Annotated in this window: 17 protein-coding genes and 2 tRNA genes; 8 read left to right on the top strand and 11 right to left on the bottom strand. The window is 54.3% G+C overall.

The window, feature by feature from the left end:
* Position 1: 1 nt before the first annotated feature.
* Positions 2-925 (bottom strand): universal stress protein, encoded by a 924-nt coding sequence (locus O5O45_RS02990; protein WP_305903806.1) that lies wholly within the window; start codon positions 923-925, stop codon positions 2-4.
* Between the two features lie 111 nt (positions 926-1,036).
* Here O5O45_RS02990 and O5O45_RS02985 point away from each other — a divergent pair.
* Positions 1,037-1,112: transfer RNA gene (locus tag O5O45_RS02985), tRNA-Asn, on the top strand.
* Positions 1,113-1,137: 25 nt separating this feature from the next.
* Positions 1,138-1,214 (top strand) — tRNA-Pro (locus O5O45_RS02980).
* Positions 1,215-1,414: 200 nt separating this feature from the next.
* On the opposite strand, the gene O5O45_RS02975 is transcribed toward O5O45_RS02980, so the two are convergent.
* Together O5O45_RS02975 and O5O45_RS02970 are read right to left on the bottom strand one after the other, a co-directional pair.
* Positions 1,415-2,719 carry a M18 family aminopeptidase gene (locus O5O45_RS02975; protein ID WP_305903805.1) on the bottom strand — a complete coding sequence of 435 codons (1,305 nt, stop codon included), beginning with the start codon at positions 2,717-2,719 and terminating at the stop codon, positions 1,415-1,417.
* Positions 2,720-2,801: 82 nt separating this feature from the next.
* Entirely contained in the window at positions 2,802-6,938 is a 4,137-nt protein-coding gene (locus tag O5O45_RS02970) for a hypothetical protein (RefSeq protein WP_305903804.1), read from the bottom strand.
* Positions 6,939-7,121: 183 nt separating this feature from the next.
* Here O5O45_RS02970 and O5O45_RS02965 point away from each other — a divergent pair, with 183 nt between their 5' ends.
* The gene (locus O5O45_RS02965; RefSeq protein WP_305903803.1) at positions 7,122-7,616 is read left to right on the top strand and encodes a hypothetical protein; all 495 of its coding nucleotides are present in this window, start codon (positions 7,122-7,124) and stop codon (positions 7,614-7,616) included.
* A 23-nt stretch (positions 7,617-7,639) separates the two neighbouring features.
* On the opposite strand, the gene O5O45_RS02960 is transcribed toward O5O45_RS02965, so the two are convergent.
* Positions 7,640-8,179: a hypothetical protein gene (locus tag O5O45_RS02960; RefSeq protein WP_305903802.1), complete on the bottom strand. Its 540-nt coding sequence runs from the start codon at positions 8,177-8,179 to the stop codon at positions 7,640-7,642.
* Between the two features lie 224 nt (positions 8,180-8,403).
* Here O5O45_RS02960 and O5O45_RS02955 point away from each other — a divergent pair, with 224 nt between their 5' ends.
* A complete protein-coding gene (locus tag O5O45_RS02955) occupies positions 8,404-8,955 on the top strand; it encodes a hypothetical protein (RefSeq protein ID WP_305903801.1) in 552 nt (183 codons plus the stop codon).
* Positions 8,956-9,097: 142 nt separating this feature from the next.
* Positions 9,098-9,688, top strand: coding sequence for a porin family protein (locus O5O45_RS02950; protein ID WP_305903800.1), 591 nt, complete (start codon positions 9,098-9,100; stop codon positions 9,686-9,688).
* A gap of 22 nt (positions 9,689-9,710) precedes the next feature.
* On the opposite strand, the gene rlmKL is transcribed toward O5O45_RS02950, so the two are convergent.
* Entirely contained in the window at positions 9,711-11,864 is a 2,154-nt protein-coding gene (rlmKL, locus tag O5O45_RS02945; RefSeq protein ID WP_305903799.1) for a bifunctional 23S rRNA (guanine(2069)-N(7))-methyltransferase RlmK/23S rRNA (guanine(2445)-N(2))-methyltransferase RlmL, read from the bottom strand.
* 297 nt (positions 11,865-12,161) lie between these two features.
* Between rlmKL and rmf the strand changes: the two genes are divergently transcribed.
* On the top strand, positions 12,162-12,371 hold the full coding sequence (rmf, locus tag O5O45_RS02940) for a ribosome modulation factor (protein WP_011398719.1): 210 nt from the start codon (positions 12,162-12,164) through the stop codon (positions 12,369-12,371).
* An 80-nt stretch (positions 12,372-12,451) separates the two neighbouring features.
* On the opposite strand, the gene O5O45_RS02935 is transcribed toward rmf, so the two are convergent.
* Positions 12,452-13,477, bottom strand: coding sequence for a quinone-dependent dihydroorotate dehydrogenase (locus tag O5O45_RS02935; RefSeq protein WP_305903798.1), 1,026 nt, complete (start codon positions 13,475-13,477; stop codon positions 12,452-12,454).
* Between the two features lie 609 nt (positions 13,478-14,086).
* Positions 14,087-14,356 carry a PilZ domain-containing protein gene (locus O5O45_RS02930; protein ID WP_305903797.1) on the bottom strand — a complete coding sequence of 90 codons (270 nt, stop codon included), beginning with the start codon at positions 14,354-14,356 and terminating at the stop codon, positions 14,087-14,089.
* A gap of 181 nt (positions 14,357-14,537) precedes the next feature.
* Between O5O45_RS02930 and O5O45_RS02925 the strand changes: the two genes are divergently transcribed.
* Positions 14,538-15,689 (top strand): cation diffusion facilitator family transporter, encoded by a 1,152-nt coding sequence (locus tag O5O45_RS02925; RefSeq protein WP_305903796.1) that lies wholly within the window; start codon positions 14,538-14,540, stop codon positions 15,687-15,689.
* 34 nt (positions 15,690-15,723) lie between these two features.
* Here the strand turns inward: O5O45_RS02925 and O5O45_RS02920 are convergent, their stop codons facing one another.
* From O5O45_RS02920 to uvrB, 4 genes are all read right to left on the bottom strand, one after another.
* Positions 15,724-16,551, bottom strand: a complete 828-nt coding sequence (locus tag O5O45_RS02920) for a DUF4126 family protein (RefSeq protein WP_305903795.1) — start codon at positions 16,549-16,551, stop codon at positions 15,724-15,726.
* Between the two features lie 141 nt (positions 16,552-16,692).
* The gene (locus O5O45_RS02915; RefSeq protein WP_305903794.1) at positions 16,693-17,451 is read right to left on the bottom strand and encodes a sulfite exporter TauE/SafE family protein; all 759 of its coding nucleotides are present in this window, start codon (positions 17,449-17,451) and stop codon (positions 16,693-16,695) included.
* Positions 17,448-18,971, bottom strand: coding sequence for a DNA recombination protein RmuC (locus O5O45_RS02910; RefSeq protein WP_305903793.1), 1,524 nt, complete (start codon positions 18,969-18,971; stop codon positions 17,448-17,450). Before O5O45_RS02910 ends, O5O45_RS02915 begins: the two co-directional genes overlap by 4 nt.
* An 11-nt stretch (positions 18,972-18,982) precedes the next feature.
* Positions 18,983-20,995 (bottom strand): excinuclease ABC subunit UvrB, encoded by a 2,013-nt coding sequence (gene uvrB, locus O5O45_RS02905; RefSeq protein WP_305903792.1) that lies wholly within the window; start codon positions 20,993-20,995, stop codon positions 18,983-18,985.
* 133 nt (positions 20,996-21,128) lie between these two features.
* Here uvrB and O5O45_RS02900 point away from each other — a divergent pair, with 133 nt between their 5' ends.
* The gene (locus O5O45_RS02900) at positions 21,129-22,313 is read left to right on the top strand and encodes a pyridoxal phosphate-dependent aminotransferase (protein ID WP_305903791.1); all 1,185 of its coding nucleotides are present in this window, start codon (positions 21,129-21,131) and stop codon (positions 22,311-22,313) included.
* Positions 22,314-22,431 lie beyond the last annotated feature (118 nt).

The raw sequence follows: 22,431 nt of genomic DNA, 5'->3' as shown, positions 1-22,431 counted from the left end.
GCTATTTGATCACAAGCACATCGCACTCCAGATTATCCAGCACACGCTCCGCCGTGCTGCCGATAAAAATGCGGTCCACGCCGCTACGGGATACCGCGCCCATGACCACCAAGTCATGTCCATGCTGATTGACGCAGGCGGGCAGTACTTTCTCCGGCGAACCTTCTTCGAAAAATACGTGCGTGCTTGACTCAACATAGCTCTCCAGCAGGCGATCCAGCGCCTTTTGGTGCTTGGATTTCACTTTCTCGCGATATTCTTCGTAATCGGCGACGATGGCGTCGAATTCCACCAACATGCCGGTAGGAATCGGCTCATAAGCGTGCACGACATTCAACTCCGCGGGCAAACGACAGGAAATTTCATGGGCGATGTCCAGGATGCGCGGATTCAGATTATTGACGGAGCCCTCCGCCTCTACCGGATCCACGGCCGCCAGCACCTGAATATGACCATCCCAGCGATGCTCTTCCCGCACAAACCAGATCGGCGCATCCGCGTCCCGTATCAAATGCCAGTCCGTGTTGGTGAACAACGCCCGTTGCAGAATAGAGTGATGATGAGTGGCTTTAATAATCAGTTGCGCTTGGGTCTCACGGCAACGCTCCACCACCGCCTTATAAAGAGGCTTCTCCCAGCGCACATGCTGAGTGACTGCGATGCCGTGGGCGCGCATCTGTTCTGCAAAAACTTCCAGCCAGCGTTCACGACTGGCCAGACAGCTTTCTTTCGCCGAACTGAGCGCCTTGGCGTCGAAGGGGTAACTGGATTCCAACGCCCGTTGATATTCCGCCACCATCAGCTCCACTTCCGCGCCCAGCGCCTTGGCGAGACGAATCGTTCGGGGAATGACTTCCTGCCTTTCCTTGGTCGGGTCCACTACCAGCAATATCTTTTTAATCTCCGCCAGCTTCTTGATTTCCATAGCCTCTCCCCACCGATTTAAAATTTTTTTCAACTTCCTTCGTTTTTTAATAATAGAAAAGGTTGACGAGATAGTCCCATGTCATTATTATTGCGGCCTCGAAAATGACGTTCCCCGATAGCTCAGTTGGTAGAGCAAATGACTGTTAATCATTGGGTCGCTGGTTCGAGTCCAGCTCGGGGAGCCAATCTTTTCGGATCGTAAAGATCATTCGGGGTATAGCGCAGTCTGGTAGCGCGCCTGCTTTGGGAGCAGGATGTCGGGAGTTCGAATCTCTCTACCCCGACCACTTTTTTTCACCTCCCTTCTTGTTTTTCTCTATCCAAAATTAAAACTCATATTTAGCCTTTGATCGTTCGCTTCTTCGTGCTTTTTCACCACAAAAGCCGCGACATGCCGGTATCTTTCTATACGCCCCCTTAAGCACACACCTCTTTGCACAAGTGAGCCCGTCCCTGGACTATCTCGCCTGCCCTGGCCTTGATCGCGTCACGCCTGCGGAAGCGTCGCCGTATTAAAGAATAATTTGCTGACTTCATATAGCGTCAGCGGATCAGCGCTACCACAGGTTTCCCTGATGGAATGCATCGCAAACTGCGGCACGCCAATATCGAGCGTTTTGACTCCCAACTCCGCCGCCGTGAGCGGTCCGATGGTGCTGCCGCACGCCATATCCGTCCGCACCACAAACACCTGATAAGGCAGATTCAGTTCCTCACTGAGACGACGGTAGAACGAACTGGTGATGCTGTTGGTGGCGTAGCGCTGATTTGAATTCACCTTGATGACCGGCCCATTGTTCAGCAAAGGCCCATGGTTTTCATCATGACGATCCGCATAATTGGGATGTACGCCGTGGGCGTTGTCGGCGGAGAACATCATGGATCGGCTGATCATCTGACTCAAACGCGTTTCATCTTCCGTAATCCGCAGCAGCACTGAGCGCAGGAAAGGTCCTTGCGCGCCTTCTGCGGACACGCTGCCCACTTCTTCATGATCATTGAAGACCAGGAAACAAGGCTGACTGGAACCCGCATCCAACATCGCCTGCAGGCCGATATAGCAACTCAGCAGGTTATCCAGACGCGCTGAACTGAGGAATTCGTTTTGCAGGCCATGAATATTGGCAGGCTGGGTGTCATACAGGCACAGCTCATAATCCAGCACACGCTCCACATCTAATGTGGGATGCTCTTGTTTGATTTGCTCCAGCAACAGGCCACGGAACTCTGGTGGACTGTCAGCGCTACATTGCATCAATACCGCCGGCAGGTCTTTCTGAGGATTGATCGAGCGGTTGTTGTTGACTTCCCGATCCAAGTGAATCGCCAGACTGGGGATCATTGCGATCGGGCGCACCCAATTGATCAGCGTGCTTTTCACTTCCCCTGTGCTGCCCAGGTAAGTCACCCGCCCCGCAAGTGATAGTTCACGATCAAACCAGGGGTTTAGCAAAACGCCGCCGTACACCTCGACGCCCAGCTGATAATAGCCTTTGCGCAGTAATTCCGGGTTGGGTTTAATTTTCAGACAGGGACTGTCGGTGTGCGCGCCGAACATTCTTGCGCCGCTGACTTCCAGCGGTCCTTGCGCGCCGCTGAATGCGATCAGTGAGGAACCGTTACGCGTAATAAAGTAACGCTCATTGGCCTGCAACGACCATTCATATTCTTCATGCAAACGCCTGAAGCCAGCCTTTTCCAGCATTTCCACCATATTGGCGACCGCATGAAAAGGGGTCGGCGAGGCGTTCAGAAACGCCAATAATCCTTCATTAAACTCTTCTTTTTTCATACTTCACTCAAGTAACCGCGTTATCCGACTCTATACGGCTGTCGACACAGGACCAACAGCGACCGTAAACACTGCACATAGCCTATACGGGAGATTCCGGCTTGGCCAGTTGGTTTTGCGAAGAATTCTCATCTGCTTTCCCCGCACTCGCTTTCTTATCCTTGCGCCCAGGCTTGACCGGCGCCTCCGGCAGACGCTCAGAGAACTTTTCCCAGGCCCAGCGCAACCAGTTGATCATGGCGAAAGCCAGCCACAACGACCAAACCAACATCGCCACCCGATAGAACAGCACGGGAACCGTCCATACTGACGCCGTTGGCAATTCTCCCGTCGCCGCATCCTGATACCAACGCAACTGCCCCGCAAAAGAACCGTTGCCGGCGACATAATCCGCAGGTTGCCCGATCAACCCCTTGGGAATACTGGCGATTACCCACCCCAGCACAGCCAGCGTCAGCAACACCAGCAACGCGCTAAACAATCTGCGCCCCCAACGCGGCAGACCGCGGGCCAGCTCATAACGGTAATTGAATGCGTAAAACCACACCGCCAGCACCAGCAATCCCTGCACCCAGCCCAAAGCCGCTCCGGCCGCCAGCACCGCCCAACGCCCCACGCCCAGCGGATTGCCGCCATGCCAACCCAACACAGACGCCAACAGCAACATTACCGCCAGCACACCCCAGAACAATATGGCCGGTCCCATTTGCGGACCACCCACCCATAACGGCCACAGGCGATCCGGCAACTGAATCTGGAGCTGCACGTTGCTGACCGGAGCCGGTAACTGCAGAGCCGGCGTCTGATAACGCCATTGTGTTCCTTGCGCCTCCTCATGCCAGCGTATGCGCAAGAATTGCTCGCCATAACCGAGCACTACATCCACCCGATTGTTTTCTTCGCCGCGGGCGACATTTCTTCCATCCAGCTCCACTGCATCCAGGACTGCGCCATCCGGCAAATCAAAGCTATAGCGCTGGGTTCGCGAGGTGCGCAGGCGAATATCCGCCGTATATTGCAACTGCTTGCCGCCCACTTTCTGACTCAGATTCAGGCTATCCACCGTCAACATGCGGCCTTCAACCGCCTTATTGGGCGAAACGGACAAGAACAGGGAATCTCCCGGCTGAGGCCGCCACTTTGGCCGCCAGTAACCAGACTGAATAATTTCATAAGGCACCGGCCCAGTGTATTCAAAACTCCACTGCGGCCCCACCAGAATCGACCAGTGCTCACTCCAGGCGCTATTGGTCGGCGCCAGCAGCTCGATACGCTGACGGAAGCTCAAGTTGGACACCCATTCCAGACTGTCCTGACGATCATCCAGGGTCACCAACGCCCGCTGATTACTGACGTCGATATCCCCCGAAGTCACCGACTCTCCCATCAGCAGCGGAATACTGGCCGAAATGGAGCCCCGCAACGGCGCCACCCGCTCCACCCGAGTACGCACACGCCACTTCAGCCCCAGGTCCAGCTCCCGATAGACCTTGACGAAGGCGGGCGCCGGCTCCTGGAACAAAGATTGTCGCGACTCTGAGCTGCGCTGACTGATGCTGGTGCGCTCAAACTTGATATTGGAGCTCAGCAGCTCATTGCTACCCGCGCCGGACATCGACCAATCCGCCACTTTCGCCGAAAATCGATGAGGCCGCAGAGGAAACGCCAGCTGAAACTGATCCACTTCCCGCACGCTGCCTTCCAACACCACTTCCTGCACGCCGGCTTCCAGCGGAATACGCCAGACGCCATCGTCCCCAGCGCTCCAACGATCCCAGCGCTTCCCGTTGACAAACACATTCTCAGGCCGCCAGAAACCGGCGCGAGCTGGAATCGGCAAAGCAATCGGCTGCAACGAACTGACTTCCAGCGACAATGTCAGACTGTAACCATCCAGAATCAGGTTGGCGGAATTAACATCCACGCAGCGGGGAGCACAGGCCGGCGGCGCAGTCAAACGTTGCTCCAGCGCTTGCAACATTTCCGGACTGGGATAACCAGTATCGGCGTGCGCCCGCTCCGCCGGAGCCATCAGCGCAAGAGGAGCCAGCAGCGCCAATCCCGCCAGCTTAGTGGTGACGCCAGGTTGCGGCGAGTCATCCCCCTTGTCGTTGCGCCCGCCACGCCGCCCTACCAGGCAAGCCAACAGCACCACCAGCAGCGCAAAATGGACAATACGCGCGAACCCTGTTTGCATGGGGCTCAATACATACAACTTGGCGTTTTCATCACCGCTCAGCGGCCCCTGCCAGGTAAGATTCACTTTTTTCCAACTCCAGTCCGGCACCCCTGGCCCAGTTGGCGCAGGAGCCTCCGGCGCCACATCTTCAGGCTGCTTTTCCCTCAAAGACATTGGCGCGCTCATCAGCGCAGGCGGCGCGGGCTCCATTGATTCCTGCAACATATAAGCGCTCTGCATATCCTCTTCCGCATCCACCTCACGCCCCATCGTTGCATGATCTGCCGAGTAAACTACACCGGAGTCACGCTCCAACTGCGGATATATCGCCATACGCACCTGGGCCACACCATAGTTCAGCAGCATACCCGCCAATATCAGCAATGCTCCCCAACGCCAGCCGGTAACCAGTTTCAACATCCAGCCGGGACGAACCACGCGCAGTAACGCATTGGGGATAATCAACAGCAACCACACCGCCACCGGCGCATAGATTTCGTGATAGGCGAATCCCAGCGCCACTACCGTCACCCCTCCCCACACGACGCCTTCCAAACGCGCCACCGCTGCGGTTATCAACAGCAGCAGGAATAAATCCCACAAAGACCATCGGTCAAACCAGGTTCCCGCACTGCGGTCCACGCCGGAAGCGGCCAAAGGCCACCAACCCGGCGGTAAATTGACGTCGCTGGAGACATTCTCAAGATTCAGACTGCCGCCGCCATCGCGCCAGCCGCTGGCGGGAATCACAAACGCGGCGGCCTCACGCTCTACCGGCGAACTACTGACCGCCGTCATGTCGAGGTCGGCGCGCCGTACTTCCACGCCCCGATTGGAGTCCTGACGCGACTGTGTGACCAATTGCGCCCGCCCTGACAGATCCACCTTCCCTAACTCATAAGGCGCGCCTTGCTCCAAACGCCACCCCTGCGACATTTCACCCGTCAGACGATCGCGCCAGATCCAGCGACTTTGATCGAACGCCAGCCAGCCCTGGGTATGCTGCCGAATACGATTACCCGCCAGAGATGTGAGGCCCCGCTCAATTTCCTTCAAATCCAGAGGCGAACCTTCCGCCACCCGAAACGCCGGCAATGTCCGCCACTCCTGGGGCAACAGAGTCTGCTGCGGATCAACAACGCGCCCTTCTATTTCCACACGACGTAACTGAGGCTGCGTCTCCACCACCCACAATTCCGATTCAGGCCAGACGCCTCCTGGCTCAGGCTCCATAGAGAAAGCATCCGTACGATTGGTCTGGCGAAAACGCGCCACCAGCGTCCAGGAGCCTGGGCGCACTTGAATCCGCAGACGACCATCCTTTTCAACTCGCGCTGGTAAGTTGCTGGTCAGTGAAATCTGCTCCCAGCCGGACAAGCGAAAGCCGCCCAGCACTTCTTCCCGCTCCCCGCCAGAAACATCCAGCTGCAAACGCGTCTCCAGCAGCTTTGGCTCATCATCGATCAGCTTGCGGAACACGTTGATTTTCAAAGAATCCGGCTGCAGATTCGCCTGCAGTTGATCACGCACCAGCCATAGCGCGGAACCGCTGTCCACATACGCCCGCCCTTCCAGCGCGGCCACGGCGGCCAATCTGGTCATGGCGAATGACTTGGGCAATGGAACGCTTTGCGGTAACTGCTCCCAGCTGATGCGCCCCTGCACCCGATAACTTCCGGGCTGAAGCCAGATCGAAGGCACACCGTCCATATTTATGACCGCCACCCGATTACCGGACAGCTTCACTTCGTGAGGCCAGAATTGCACGGAGCCCGGCAGCGACAGCCACCCCTCATACTGACTTTCCGCCTGAAAACGGAAGTCCAGCCGCTTCATCTCCAGATCCAGCTCCAGTGCGCCAAGCCAGAGGCACACTTTCGCACCGCCCCCGTCATGCGCAGGGGTACAGTCTTTATCAATATGGTCGTGCAACACCCAGCCGGACCAGTCGGCGAGTTGCTGTGGGATATCCGGAGAGGCGGCCTGAGCCGGGGAAATGCAAAAAAGAAGGAAAAAACATGCGACTAGACAGGATTTCATTAATATATCCATAGCTATAAAACGGACAAAATACGACTCAAGTCGTCAGAATCTCTCGATAACTGATCCCAACGCCGTTTCTCGTATTCAGACTCCCGGGCGCCTGCAAAGTCTGTTTGGTGAAATAAGGTTGAGCAAATATAATTAAATGTCAATAACTTGCCGAGCCCAAATAGTCTGATTATGAAAAGCAAACATCTGGAAGACGCCCTGTTCCTGGACATTGAAGCCAGCAGCCCGGACGACGACGCCTACCCTATCTGTATCGCCTGGACCGACCCGGATGGAGCCATCCAAAAGGCGTTGATCATTCCAGAGGACGACTGGGAGGATTGGGACTTCGGCTACCAGCACAGTCACGGCTTATCCCGGGAACATTTGTTTGAGCAGGGCGAAACCGGCAAAGACGTCATTCGCGCCCTGTCCAGCGACTTGGCGGAAGCCACCGTGTACGTCGACGGCCTCGACCCTGACGCCCAGTTGCTGGAACGTCTGTTCGAAGCCTTCGACGCCGACATGCCTTTTGAACTGGCGCGGATCACGGATTTTCTGCCGGAACTGGACTTTGAAACCTTTCTCGAAAGGCGACAGGAAATTCTGCTGGAAAACGGTCTTTCCGGCTTCAATGCGGAGAACAACGTTTTCGTCATGGCTGAACTGACCCGCCGCCTCCGCTGAATATGCCGGGCGGCGCAGCCGCCCTACTCCGCTCCAACCCAATAAAACCGCGCCGCCCGCTGCACTTGCTCCGACATAGGCTCATCGCAGTCCATCTCACGCTGAAACACCAACTCCTGCAAATCCATTACCGCCTTGGAAATCTCTTCGGAAGCGGCGCGCATGCGCTCCACCAGCTTTTCGCCAACATCTGTCTCCAGCACCTGCAGGCGGCTGCCGAACTCACTGAAAAAACCGCTGATCACCCATTCGCGCAGATACAACGCCTGCTGCAATTGCAACCAATGATCCTGCGGCAACTCCAGATCAAATATCAGCTCTTCCACGGTTTTTTCCACACCGCCGCTTTCTACGGTGTACAGCATTCTGCGCAATTCGCGACTCCATGTATCCCCCAGTCCATGAGGGCTGGCGCCGTATAAACAGGCCAGCACATGCTCCAGAGCCTGCACTTCAAAAAACGCCTGCCCCAGCGCCTGCATCAACGCCCCATCCTGATGGATAAGCTCCGCCCCCTGTGATTTGGAGATTGCGGAGAGACTGCCGGTAGTTCCCTGACTCATTTCACTTGCACCTTTATTATTGAATTTATTGGTTTGCTCATCGGAAGCCGAAGCTCGCCGGAAGTTAAGTAACAATATATTACCTTTCTGAAAACCTTTGTGGCTTGTTGGTTACCCGCTTCACTGCTAAGTTTTTACTGGACTGCAGATAACTTCCAGTGTCTTCACGCTTTAATCAGACCTATCAGCCAACTAAACGCGCCCGCATGGAAATATCGAACAACGTGAACTCAGATCTGATCTGGGACCTGGACTTGCTCGCCGATCGCAGCAAAGCCCAGGAGTTCGTCTTGAAGTTTGAGAACAAACTCTGCGTCTTCTCAGGCTCCGTACGGCAAATCTATACCAATTACAGCATGCACTTCCCTGAAGACTATAACCGTAATCTGGTTATATTGCCCGATCCTTACGCCTTTCACGACACGTTCAACCATATTGAAGAAGAGGCCGTCACCCGCACCGGCTTTCATATTATTCCCGGCGAGCTGATCAAACAGAAAGGGATGTTCATGCTGATACAGCCCAAAGACCCAGAAGCGCCGGCAAAGCCCGTCGCTATGCGCAAAGCGCTGGAGGTGCTTAATAAAATGCGTACGGAATCCGACCCTTTTCTGCCCATCCTGGTCAAAGGCGACCTGAAGCCCTTCCAGGACCAGATCCCCTGTCTGCATCTACATCGCTTGCGCCTGCCGCTCATTCATCGCGCCAGCGAATTCGAAAAAAGCGAGCTGCGCCGCGTCATCCAGACCAAGATGCAGGACATCGCCGAGCTCTAGGCCCCTCCCCAAAGGCGGCAAATTGATTTGTGACGCTTTTCCGTGACTGCGTTGACCGCTTAAGTCACAATCCCAACCTATTGCGCCTCTACTCTGGTCGCATGCCGCACCGATAAAAATAACTCATGGAAAGCAGATAATAATGAAGCGCCGCATTCGTCATCCGCGTTCGATCACAACCGTTCTCACCGTATTGGCGGTTTTGCTGGCCAGCCCCGGCAGCCGCGCGGAGGGAGAAAAAGAAGGCAAATCTTATGTCGGACTGAGCGCCACCCAGTTCGATTTCAAACGGGTCGGCGGCAGCAACAGCGCCAGCACGACAGGCGTCACGCTTAGCTATGGCTCCTACCTGACCGACTACGTCAAAACCGAGTTTCGCGCTGGCATGGGGCTGGATGAAGAGGAAGCAAAACCGGGACTGGATATCGGTATGGACTACTTCGCCAGCTGGTATATGGGCGCGCAGTATCCGGCTACGGATTATCTGTCTGTATACGCCTTGTTCGGATTCACCCATATGAAGGGCAAGGTCTCTAAAGACGATCCAGACGCTCATCAAAACATTCCGGAAGACCTCACCGACAGCAGCTTCAGCGTCAGCTACGCACTAGGAACGGAAATCAAGGTCACTGGCGACCTCTGGGGCGTTCTGGAGTTCGGCCGCATTCACCGCGACACGGAGACTGCGATCCGCACCATGCAGCTTAGCGCCGGTCTGAAATACGAGTTCTAAACCCGGCGCTACACGCACTTACTCAAGCGTTATGGCGGATATGCCAGCACTGATGAATCCGTTCGTTGCGCTTGAAGTCTTCAGGAATGCTGGCGGTGGTATGATTTTCCACCGCAAAACGCTCCTCAATGCCTGAGTCCAGCTTGAAGCGTCGATAGTTACAGGAAAAGATCAATACCCCTCCCGGCGCCAGCAACCGCATGCAATCTTCAATCAGCCCGGCATGATCCCGCTGAATATCCAGTACATCCTCCATTTTTTTGGAGTTGGAGAATGTAGGAGGATCAAGGAATATCAGATCGTATGTATTGCGCTCGGCTTTCAGCCACTCCAGGACGTTCGCGCGCACAAAACGGTGGGGGCCGCTCAGCTTATTAAGGTGAAAGTTACGCTCCGCCCAGCTCAGATAGGTTTGCGACATATCCACACTGGTGGTGGTCGCAGCGCCGCCCGCCGCCGCATGGACAGAAGCCGCTCCTGTGTAACAGAACAGATTCAGAAAGCGCTTGCCCGAGCTATGCCGTTGAATCCAGTAACGGGTTGGACGGTGATCAAGGAAGAGCCCTGAGTCCAAGTAATCGGACAGGTTCACCCAGAACCGGCAACCATGCTCTTCTACCATGCGCTCCTTGCGACTGGAGTCCGTTTTCTCGTACTGCAGCATGCCTTTCTGCTTTTTACGCTGCTTGAGAAACAGCTGCCCACCGTCGATCCCCAGCACCGCCGGGGTGACTTCCAAAACGTCCAACAGGCGTTGGCGCGCCTTTTCTTCATCCACGGATTTCGGCGGCGCATATTCCTGCACGATGATTCCGCCGTCATACCAGTCGATGGCGACAGCGTACTCCGGCATATCCGCATCATAGATCCGATAAGCGCTAAGCTGCTGCTTCTTCGCCCATTTGCTCCACTTCGCCAGATTCTTACTCAGTCGATTGCGAAACATTTGCGCTTGCTCGGAGATGCCTTCAAGAGAGGCGTTCTGAGGTTTGCGCGGCGCTTCCGCCTCAGGTCGGTTCCCGTATATATCAAATAAATACAGCGTCGTGGCCAGAGGACCGTTATAAAGATGGTATTGCTTGTCCGCCCGCAGCCCGATTTCTTTCGCCAAGTTGACGCTGGAAGTGAAAATGCCCGCTTTCCATTCACCATATGCGGTTTTCAGCCTCCGCCCCAACGCCCGATACAGTGAACGCAGCTCCAATTCCTGCCCCAAACGCTCGCCATAGGGAGGATTGCACACCAGCAAGCGCCGCCCGCAGCCTTCCGTATCCGGAGTAAAGTCCATCGCGCTTGCCGTTTCCAGCTTCACCCAGCGATCAAGTCCTGCGCGGGACAGATTGCGCTTGGCAGTGCGGATAGCAGCAGGGTTCAGGTCACAGCCGAATATCGCGCCGCGCCAGCGTCGCTTGCCCAGCACCGCTTTTTCCATCGCCTCTTCGTAGACTCCACGCCAGACTTCCGGATCATGCCAGGGGGCTTTTTCAAACAGAAAGTGTGGGTTCAGCAATCCCGGCGCGATATTCATCGCAATCATCGCCGCCTCCACCACCAAAGTGCCGGAGCCGCACATGGGATCGACAAAGCAGCCATCCTCTCCACATAGCTCTGGCCAGCCAGCGCGATAAAGAATGGCCGCCGCCAGATTTTCTTTTAAAGGCGCCGCCGCGCCCTCTTGTCGGTATCCACGCTGGTGCAGACTTCTACCCGCCAGATCCAGCCCCAATGTAATGGTCTTCGCCAGATTCAACTGCACAGTTTGCACGCCGGAACGCTTATCGATGACGGGCAGCGCCAGGTCACGGTCGCGAAAGTGATCGTTAATGGCGTCTTTGACCACCTGCGCGCCAAAGCGAGAGTGTCGGATATCGCCACTGGAGCCAAACGCCGCGATCCAATAGCTTTCTCCTGGACGCAGGTGCTCGCTCCAATTCACCTCGGAAGCAGCCTGATACAGACCATCCCGGGTAGCAGTGCGGGTGGACTGCAATAATCGCAGCACCCGGTTAGCGAGACGGGAGCCCAGGCAAATTCGGTAAACACCGGCAAGATCCGCCTTCGCCTCAACTCCAGCAGGATTGGTTTTAAGCACTTCCGCGCCCAGAGTCTTTAATTCGTCTGCGAGCACATACTCCAGTCCTTTGGGACAGCTTGCAAACAATGAAAATTCATTCATATTCCTACGCCGTTACAAATCGTTGCATATCAAGGGTTAAAGACGGTTCTAAGGCGATCAAGCGCTTAACCGGATTTAATTCCACAAAACTATAAAAAAACCGTCACATAGATGAAATAATTCGTGTACATCGAAATTAAATTTGGCTTAACTTGAAAGTGTAGCGCTATTACTCTGATATATATCCCCTCGTACACGATCAGACGATAAGGAGATGCTTTCTAGTCCAAATTCCGATTCAAAAGTTTATCTGTTTGAATTCCTGTCTAACCCAGAAATTGGTGAGGTCATTAAAGAATGAGAAGACAGAAGCGCGATATGTTCGAAAGAGCGTACCTCAAGGGTTACCGTGCCGGCGTAAGCGGCCGGTCAAAAGATTTATGTCCCGCCGCCAATCCTCAAATGCGTCAAGAGTGGATTAACGGCTGGCGCGACGGCCGAGCGGACCATTGGGATGGTTACACCGGCGTATCAGGGATACACAGAAGCCCTGGCATAGCATCCTGATTCACTTAGACACTCATTCATAAAGGAGGGGTTCACCCAACCCCATTTAGGCCCGCATCGCGGGCCTTTTCATTGAGGGCTTAGCCTTCCAGACCGCCAATCGCTTCAGCCGCTTCCCGCACCAACGCCGGCCCCCGATAAATAAGACCGCTATACACCTGCACCAGTTTGGCGCCCGCACGCACTTTTTCCACTGCATCCTGGGCGCTCATCACGCCACCGGATGCGATGACAGGAATCCGCCCTTCCAACGCCGCGCACAATTCTTTCACCACATGAGTGGATCGCTTGGTCAGCGGCGCGCCGCTCAGGCCGCCCTGCTCTTTTCCATGAGCCAGACTCTCAACGCCTTCACGTGACAACGTGGTGTTCGTAGCGATGGCGCCGTCCATGTTGTAGTCCAGCAGGGTGCGCGCAACCATATGTACTTCGTCGTCCGACATGTCTGGCGCGATTTTCACGACAAAGGGCACGTAGCGCCCATGCTGCTGGTTCATGCGCTCCTGGCAGTCTTTGATATCCTGCAGCATGCTACGCAAAGAGTCGCCAAACTGTAGTGCGCGTAATCCAGGCGTGTTGGGCGAGGAGATGTTGATGGTGATATAGGAAGCGTAGGGATACACCTTATTGATGCAAGCGATATAGTCCGAGGCGGCTTCCTCAGCGGGAGTATCTTTGTTCTTTCCAACGTTAACGCCGATCACCCCTGCGTATTTTTTCTTGCGCAAACGCTCCGCCATGTAATCAACGCCGTAATTGTTGAATCCCATACGGTTGATAATCGCGTTACGTTCTTCCAGGCGAAAGAGACGCGGCAGGGGATTACCGTCCTGGGGCTTGGGAGTCACTGTGCCGACTTCGATAAAGCCGAATCCCAGTTTACTCAGGCCGTCGATGTAATCGCCGTTTTTATCCAATCCCGCCGCCAGACCAATCGCATTGGGGAAGGTAATTCCCATCAACTCGACCGGCCGAGAATACATTTGGGGCATAAACATTCCCAACATGCCGGCGTTATCAGCCATTTTGAGCATCTTCAGGGAAATATTATGGGAGGCTTCCGCCGGAAGGCGAAACAGAAACTGTCGGGCTAACTGATATGACATATGGCTATTCCACTGCTGTAGAACAGTTGAAAAGAGGGGTGGACTTCAGGCGCGGTATTATAACCAACCAGAATCGCATTAAAAGGTTTATTTCCCATTACCGGCGCAGTGCATATCTGCGCCCACGCCCAGTGAAATGTAAGCTTTTATTGCGTTTTGCACCATTTTTGACCACTAACAACTACATGTTGGGGATATCTGTGACAGAACTGTAATTTATCCACTAAATCTGTGGATAACTTTGTTAATATCGGTAGGGAAAAATCTCAGACCCCACGAAATTCCAGCCCTCCCAGCAAATTGGCTATTTTTTGATCAATTATTTTTGCGCTTAAATTTCAACCACTTATTAACCCAGCTCCTCGGAATTCGAGAATAGCGCCACTTTTTGCACCGGAATAGGGTGTTCAAATCTATTGAATCCGCCGCTTAGATTTGGCGCGAAACATGGCAAAGTTCGCCGGGATTTCCACAGATTTATATGTAAGTCATTCATTTATAGAGGGTGACAAGTTATCCACAGCCGTCAGAACAACAAAAAGGGGAGCTACCGCTCCCCTTTTTGTCTCAACTGATAAGGTTTAACGTGGATTTAACCGATGGCGGACATCAAACAAAGTTCAGGGCCATTTCATTAGCGCCACAGCGCACCACTTTCAACGGAACAGTCGGACTGCGTTCCTGCAACAAGCCAACAACTTTCAGTGAAACCAAATCTCCAACCTCGGCGTTGCCGGCAAAGTTGCCGGTCACTAATACTCCGCCTTCGGAAAGATCGACTGTTTTCAACGCGTGGAGCCCTGTCACAGGGTGATCAAGCAGAACGCTCATCGACGCGGGTAGTCGTTCAAAACGACGCCTTTCTGTGTGGGAACTCATAGTATGCACCTTTTCCGCTATTTATTATGGTTATTTTTTGACCAGTATAAAAAACTTAAAGCCCCTGGTTCAACTATTATCCTCAACCCCATCCCACACAACCTCCATCTTCTGCGCAGGATAGTTAGAACATGCTACAATTCTTCATCGCTCTCACGATAAAGCTTTGTAAAACAGCAGCATGACATACTCTACCCCCGCCGAAAAGACTCGCGCCGCTCATCGCGTCACCCTGATTGGAATGATTCTGGATATTGCGCTGGGGTTGCTGAAAATCATTGTCGGGGTCATCGCACAATCTCACGCGCTGGTGGCTGACGGCATCCACTCTTTCACTGATGCGGGAACGGATATCCTGGTGATTGTCATCACCCGCTATTCCCACCAGAAACCCGATCGAGAGCATCCCTACGGACACGGAAAATTCGAAACACTGGGCACGGTAGTGTTGGGCTCCATGCTCATCGCCGTCGCCGGCGCCATGGCTTACGACAGCATTCTGCGCCTGTGGGAGAAAGACGCCCAGGTCACTCCAGGGTGGCCTGCGCTACTGGCGGCGGGTCTGTCTATCGCCGGCAAGGAATGGATCTATCGCTACACGCTGGATATCGGCAAAAAACTACGCTCCGACCTGATCATCGCCAACGCCTGGCATTCACGCAGCGACGCCCTTTCCTCGGTTGTCGTCCTGGTCGCTCTGCTCGGCGTCATTGCCGGTTTCCCCTGGCTCGATGCTGTAGCGGCGATTATTGTGGCGATTTTCATCGGCAAGATTGGCATCGAACTGGCGGGAAAGAGCGTCAAGGAGTTGGTGGAAACCGCGCTCCCAGAGGAGCAAGTCCGCGCTCTTCGAGAACTTGCGCTATCGGTGGAGGGCGTTCGCGGCGTGCATGATCTGCGTGGACGTTATGTGGGGCCGGATATCGTCATTGACCTGCACTTGCAAGTGGACTCGGCGCTGAGCGTCTCGGAAGGGCACTATATTGGCGTGCATGTAGCGAGAAAGATTCGAGAAAAGTTTGAACATATCAGCGACATCACCTACCACATAGATACAGAGAATGACACTGACGGAAAGAAGCGGGCCAGTTCCCTTTTATTGCCGCTACGCCAAGACGTGACGGAGATTCTGCAGCAACGCTGGCGCGGCCTGACGCCGAATGACTCAATCAAGCGGCTGATTTTGCACTACATCAATGGCAAAGTGCATGTAGAAGTGATGATTGCCGGAGACGAGAGCCAACTTTCCCAGCAGATAGTAAAAAGCATGCGAGAAAATACTGCCGATCTGGTTTGGCTGGGCGAGATAAAAGTCTGGAGGGAAGCGTCCTAGACAGTTCGCCCACGACGCCCCCTTAAACTATTGGTCAGGGCCCGAGTATGCGCTTTTTCTCCGCCTCAAACTCCTCTTGCGTGAGCGCCCCAGCGTCCAACAACTCCTTCAGCTTCTTAATCCGACTGAGATTATCCTCAATCGCGGGGTTTGGCGTCGTAAAGTCGGCATCGCCGGCTGTAGAAGGACCAGAAGCAGTGGAAAAGGAGCCAAACTGGTAACTCCCCACAGAGGGAGAAGGCCCCTTCTCTTTATCCACCAGCCCCAGAAAACCGCCAATCTTACGCAACACCAGTTTCAGGAACCGCCATAATTTCGGCAGTAACCAGATCGCCAACGCGATAAATAGCCCCAATAGCACCAAGAAAATAAAGGGGTGATTTAACGCCGCCCACAGGCCAGCCAGAACCATGACGTCTTCGCCAATCGAGGCCGCCCAGTTGGTGAAAGGTTCAGGAGAAGTGTTGATCGCCAGGCGCGTTCCAGCCTTTGTGGCGTGAGACGTCGCCGCCATTGAGGCGCCGACCAGTCCTGCTGCAATCTGTAACGCCGGCGAAATATCGCCGACTGCGCCCGCCGCCAGCACCGCGCCGGCAGGAATACGAATAAAGGTATGCAGCGCGTCCCAACCACTGTCCACCCCTGGGGTTTTGTCCGCGAAGAACTCCACGCAGTACATAAACCCGGCTGCCGCGATCACCAGCGGATCCTGCAAAGTCTGCAAATCCGGCGGTAAATCGATATGTCCGGTCGCGCCGCCCAGGCCCAGCATCAGCACTGCGGCGTATAAGTTAACACCACTGGCCCAGGACACGCCCATCATTAATGCAATGGTGGAGACCAAACTCTCATAGGTTTCCATTAAACCACCTCAACCACTATGGGTTATTCATCTTTCCCCTGAGGCGCATCATCGACGCCGCAGGCGGAGTTATCATTACTATCGCTATTACATCCTTTCTTACCTGAACCCTGGCTGAATTCGCCTTCAGGATTCAGCGTTTCAGGCGGAGAATCCTCGCCACCATAACCATAACAAACGCAGCGCCAACAAGGTCAGCACCCATCTGAACAGTGATTTAAAGCGCGCTTCGGGCAGTTTACCGAGAATTTTTAAACCAGCTTTAGTGCCTAGAAATCCCGCCAGCACCATTAAACCCAGCACAGGAAGCCAGGGGGTGAATACAAAACCCGCTAACCCGAACACCATAATTTTCAACAAATGTTGGGCCGTCATACAACTGGAAAAGTTAGCGGTGTAGGTCCAGCGGTCGACGCCGCTGCGTCCAAGCCAGGCGGACACGAGAGGGCCAGTTGCGCCAACGATCATTGTAGCCAGTGTCGTCAATAAACCACCGCAGAACAAACCTGCTTTGGTTTTCCCCAATCCCAGCTCAGGAATTGGCCCCCAGCACAGCCAGATGATGAATAGCGCAACCATCGGGGGAATCCAGGCGGGATCGACGCGTCCCAATAACCAGACTGCGGCGAGCGCCGCCACAAGAGCCCCGCTAAAAAAGAAGGCGATCGTGCGCGGTTGAATATGTTTGCGGGTCAAGGCCGCCCGACTGGCGTTAGAGCCCATTTGCACAATACCATGCAAAGGAATCAAGGCCAAAGGCGGCACAATATCCGCCATCACGGCAATCAGAAATGCGCCGCCGCCAACACCGAGCGCGGCGGTCAACATCGAACCTAAGAAACTGCTTCCTAACAGCGTTACGACTTCGAGCCAGGAAAGGCCCGCAAACCACTCGATCATAATCCGGCGCCGTCACCAATAGAGAGAGGCGCCGTACGTGAGTCGCCCTCCTCCGACATTTGCGCCCGCTGTAGCGTGGATTCACTCAGCTGTTTACCGGCGCGCGCGCCCAACTGCTTCAACTTCTCCACCCGTGTAATCAAGTTGCCTCGCCCCGTGGCCAAACGCCCCATGGCCGTATCATAAGCGCCTTGCGTCTGTTGCAAACGCTGGCCGACCTCCTCCAGGTCCTGCACGAAATTGACGAACTTGTCGTACAGATAACCCGCCTGCCGCGCAATTTCCTGCGCATTCTGAGACTGATGCTCATAGCGCCAGATATTGTGAATAGTGCGCAAAGTTGCGAGCAGCGTTGAAGGAGAGACGATCACCACATTCTGCTGAAACGCTTCATTGAACAGGCTTTGATCCCCCTGCACCGCTGCCGCAAAGGCCCCTTCGATAGGGATAAACAGCAGTACGAAATCCAATGAATTCAGACCTAATGCGTCTTGATAGCGCTTACCGCTCAACCCCTTAATATGTTGCCGCACAGACAATACATGCTGTTTCAGGTAGTCAATGCGGGCGCTGTCGTCCACAGCGTTATGGTACTGCTCATAAGCCACCAAGCTGACTTTTGAGTCAACGACGACATTTTTGTTCTCTGGAAGACGAATAATCACATCCGGCTGAATACGGCGTCCGGCCTCATTCCGCTGGGCGCTCTGTACTTCGTACTCGCGCCCTTTCACCAACCCTGAACGCTCCAGGATGCGCTCCAGAATGACTTCCCCCCAGGTCCCTGCGGCTTTATTGTCGCCTTTCAGCGCATTGGTCAGCTTAATGGCGTCGTCACTGATGCGCTCGTTCAGCGTTTGTAGTTTCTTGATTTCCGCAGATAACGAGAATCGCTGCTGCGCTTCCTTGTCGTATACGTCTTCCACTTTCTTGCGAAAGTCATTCAACTGAGTATTCAATGGATCGAGAATGGTTTTCAGGTTGCTCTGACTGAACTCGGACAATTTCTGTGTGCTACTTTCGAAGATGCGATTGGCCAACAGTTGAAATTCCTGCGTCAGCGCCTCACGCGACGCTTCCAACAATTTCAGCTTCTCCTGATGATGTAACTGCTCCTTCGCTGCAGCGGTTTTCAAAGACGCCAACTCACTCTGAGCGGCGCTAAGCGCCTGCGTTAACTCAGATAGATCAGCTTCTTTGCCTCTGGCCGCCGCCTCCGCGCTGACATAACGCTCATGGATAGACTCCATCCGCGCTCTGACCGCTGCATTACTTTGTTGCAACACGCCAACTTCCCGCTGCAGAGACTCACAGCGTTGCGTTTTTTCCGCACACGCATCCTGAAGGCGCGCCACTTCATCCTCGCGGGCCAACAGCTTTTCCGTTATTTGGGCATTGCGCAGCTCAAGCTCTCTCCGCAGACGGCGCTGCCTCATCGCCCCCATCAACGCAAGAAGCGCGAGGGCAAGCCCTATCCCCCCCGCCGTCAGGTAGGGCCAATATAGTTGTAGTAACGCCATTACTTCTTCTTTTATTGCAGGCCTTTTTCTTTCAGTTCTTTTAATTGATCCCGCAACTGCGCGGCTTTCTCAAACTCCAGATTACGGGCGGCTTCATACATGGCGGTTTCCAGCTTCTGCAGCATTTTCGCGTATTCCTGCGGCGTTCTCGCTTCAGTTTCTACATTATAGGAAGAGGCCGTTTCCGCCACTCTGCGCTGTGAAGCGCCTTTTTTGGAACCGGGAACGCGTGCGCCTTCCATGATGTCGGCGACTTTTTTATCCAAGCCGCGTGGAACCACGCCATGCTCTTCGTTATAGCTGATCTGTTTATTACGCCGCCGTTCGGTTTCATCCATCGCTCGCTGCATGGAGCCGGTGATTTTGTCCGCATACAAGATCGCTTTGCCGCGTACGTTCCGCGCCGCCCGGCCGATAGTTTGAATCAGTGAACGATCCGAACGCAGGAAGCCTTCTTTATCTGCGTCCAAAATGGCGACCAGAGAAACCTCCGGCATATCCAAACCTTCACGCAGCAGGTTGATACCCACTAACACATCAAACTCGCCCAGACGCAAGTCGCGAATGATCTCCACTCGCTCTACGGTTTCCACATCGGAGTGCAGATAACGCACGCGAACGCCTTTATCCAACAGGAAGTCCGTTAGATCTTCCGCCATTCTCTTGGTCAGGGTCGTCACCAGCACGCGCTCGCCGCGAGCCACTCGTTCGTGAATCTGACCTAACAGATCATCAACCTGAGTAGACGCCGGCAATACTTCTATTTCCGGATCAACCAGGCCGGTGGGACGCACTACCTGCTCCACCACTTGTCCTTGATGGTCGGCTTCGTAGTTGCCGGGCGTCGCTGATACAAAAATCATTTGCGGAGCCAGGCGTTCCCACTCGTCAAAGCGTAAAGGACGATTATCCAACGCTGACGGCAGCCGGAACCCATAGGACACCAACGTTTCCTTGCGGGAACGGTCGCCGCGATACATGGCTCCGATCTGCGGAATCGTCACGTGAGATTCATCTATAAATAGCAAGGCATCGGAAGGCAGGTAATCAAATAAGGTAGGCGGCGGCTCCCCCGCCTGACGGCCGGACAGATACCGGGAGTAGTTCTCAATGCCATTGCAGTATCCCAGCTCGAACATCATCTCCAGATCATACTTGGTGCGCTCTTCCAACCGCTGGGCCTCCAGCAATTTGCTGGAGCCGCGAAACTGCTGCAAACGCTCCTGCAGCTCCGTCTTTATCTGTTCCGTCGCATCCAGTATGACCTGACGCGGCGTGGCATAGTGGGTTTTCGGATAGATGGTCGCCCGCGGCACTCGCCGGTAAACCTCCCCTGTTAGAGGATCAAACCAGGACAGCGATTCAATTTCGTCGTCGAACAGCTCAATGCGCAGCGCATCCGCTTCCGATTCAGCAGGAAACACATCAATGACGTCCCCCCTCACCCGATAGTTAGCTCGATGCAACTCCAGGTCGTTACGGGTGTACTGCAATTCCGCCAGCCGGCGCAGCAAAGAACGCTGATCAACCTTGTCGCCCCGATCCAGGTGCAACATCATCTTTTTGTAAGACTGTGGGTCGCCCAAACCGTAGATCGCAGAAACGGTCGCAACAATCACCACATCCTTACGCTCCATCAGCGCTTTGGTGGCCGACAGACGCATTTGCTCAATGTGGTCGTTAATGGAAGAGTCTTTTTCAATATAAGTGTCGGAAGACGGTACATAGGCTTCCGGTTGGTAGTAATCGTAGTAGGAAACAAAGTATTCCACTGCGTTATCTGGGAAAAACTCTTTGAACTCCCCGTACAACTGCGCTGCCAGGGTTTTATTGTGAGCCATCACCATAGCGGGCCGCTGCATTTCCGCAATGACATTGGCCATGGTGAATGTCTTCCCAGAGCCGGTAACCCCCAGCAATGTCTGGTGCAGCAGACCGTCGCGCAGTCCATCTACTAATCCGGCGATGGCGCCGGGCTGATCGCCCGCCGGCTGATAATTCGCTTTAAGCTGAAACTTTTGCATTACTCACTTACGTATGAATCGACGACATTGTAGAATTATACCGTTTGGCCATTGATTGGGCGCGCCGTTCGCCTTAATTCAAGCCATTGGCCAACTTACCAAGCTTAACCACCAAAATCGAGGAATTACTCCGTTGGAAATCGATCTCTCACGCCGTGTTCAAGCAATCAAACCCTCTCCCACTCTGGCTGTCACCAACCGCGCGGCGGAACTCAAAGCCGCCGGGAAAGATATTATTGGTTTAGGCGCCGGAGAACCTGATTTTGACACCCCCCAGCATATTAAGGACGCTGCTATCGCCGCGATTAACGCGGGTCAGACCAAATATACCGCAGTCGATGGAACCCCTGCACTAAAGAACGCGATTATCAGCAAATTCCAACGCGATAATAACCTGAATTACGAAGCCAACCAGATTTTGGTCTCCAGCGGGGGCAAGCAAAGCTTTTTCAATCTTGCTTTGGCTCTTTTGGATGAAGGTGACGAAGTCATTATCCCCGCACCTTACTGGGTGTCTTACCCTGACATGGTTATTGTCGCGGACGGCAAGCCGGTAATCATTGAGACCAGCGAAGCGACGCGTTTCAAAATCACTGCGGAGCAGTTGGACGCGGCGATCACCAGCAAAACCCGACTGGTTGTTCTGAACAGCCCCTCCAACCCAACCGGTATGGCCTATAGCAAAGATGAGCTGTCCGCTTTAGGCGCGGTGCTGCGCAAGCATCCTTCCGTGATGGTGGCGACTGACGATATGTACGAGCATACGCTGTGGACTGGTGAAGATTTCGTCAATATCCTGAGTGTTTGCCCGGATCTTTACGACCGCACTTTTGTCCTGAATGGCGTTTCCAAAGCTTACTCCATGACCGGCTGGCGCATTGGTTACGCAGCAGGACCCGCCAAGGCGATTGCGGCCATGAAAAAAATTCAATCGCAAAGCACATCCAACCCCTGCTCCATTTCCCAAGCCGCAGCCGCAGCCGCGCTGAATGGCCCACAGGAATGCATTGGAGAAATGGTAAAAGAGTTCAAGAAACGCCACGACTTTGTCGTTAAAGCTTTTAACGACATGGCCGGCGTAACCTGTCTGCCCGTGGACGGGACCTTTTACGCATTCCCAGGGTTCCAAGGCGTTATTGACCGCATGGAAAATATCTACAACGACTTGGACCTGGCGGAGTATCTGCTGACCGAAGCTGGCGTCGCGCTGGTTCCTGGCTCCGCTTTTGGCGCGCCCGGGCATTTGCGCATCTCCTTCGCCACCAGTATGCAAAATCTGGAACAGGCTATGGAGCGCATCGCTAAAGCGATCAAATAAACGCTTAAGGCAGTCTTCAAAAACGTTAAAAAGCCCGCAGTTCAGCGGGCTTTTTATTTGCTGAAAACACTGAAGAAAAACCGCTTTCGAGGTGTTGACCTTTAAATTAAAGGTCATT

Origin of the sequence: Hahella sp. HNIBRBA332, assembly GCF_030719035.1 — a bacterium.
In the GTDB taxonomy this organism is placed as follows: Bacteria; Pseudomonadota; Gammaproteobacteria; order Pseudomonadales; family Oleiphilaceae; genus Hahella.
The sequence above is the reverse complement of the archived record's forward strand: the minus strand, read 5'-3'. Positions and strand labels throughout refer to the sequence as shown.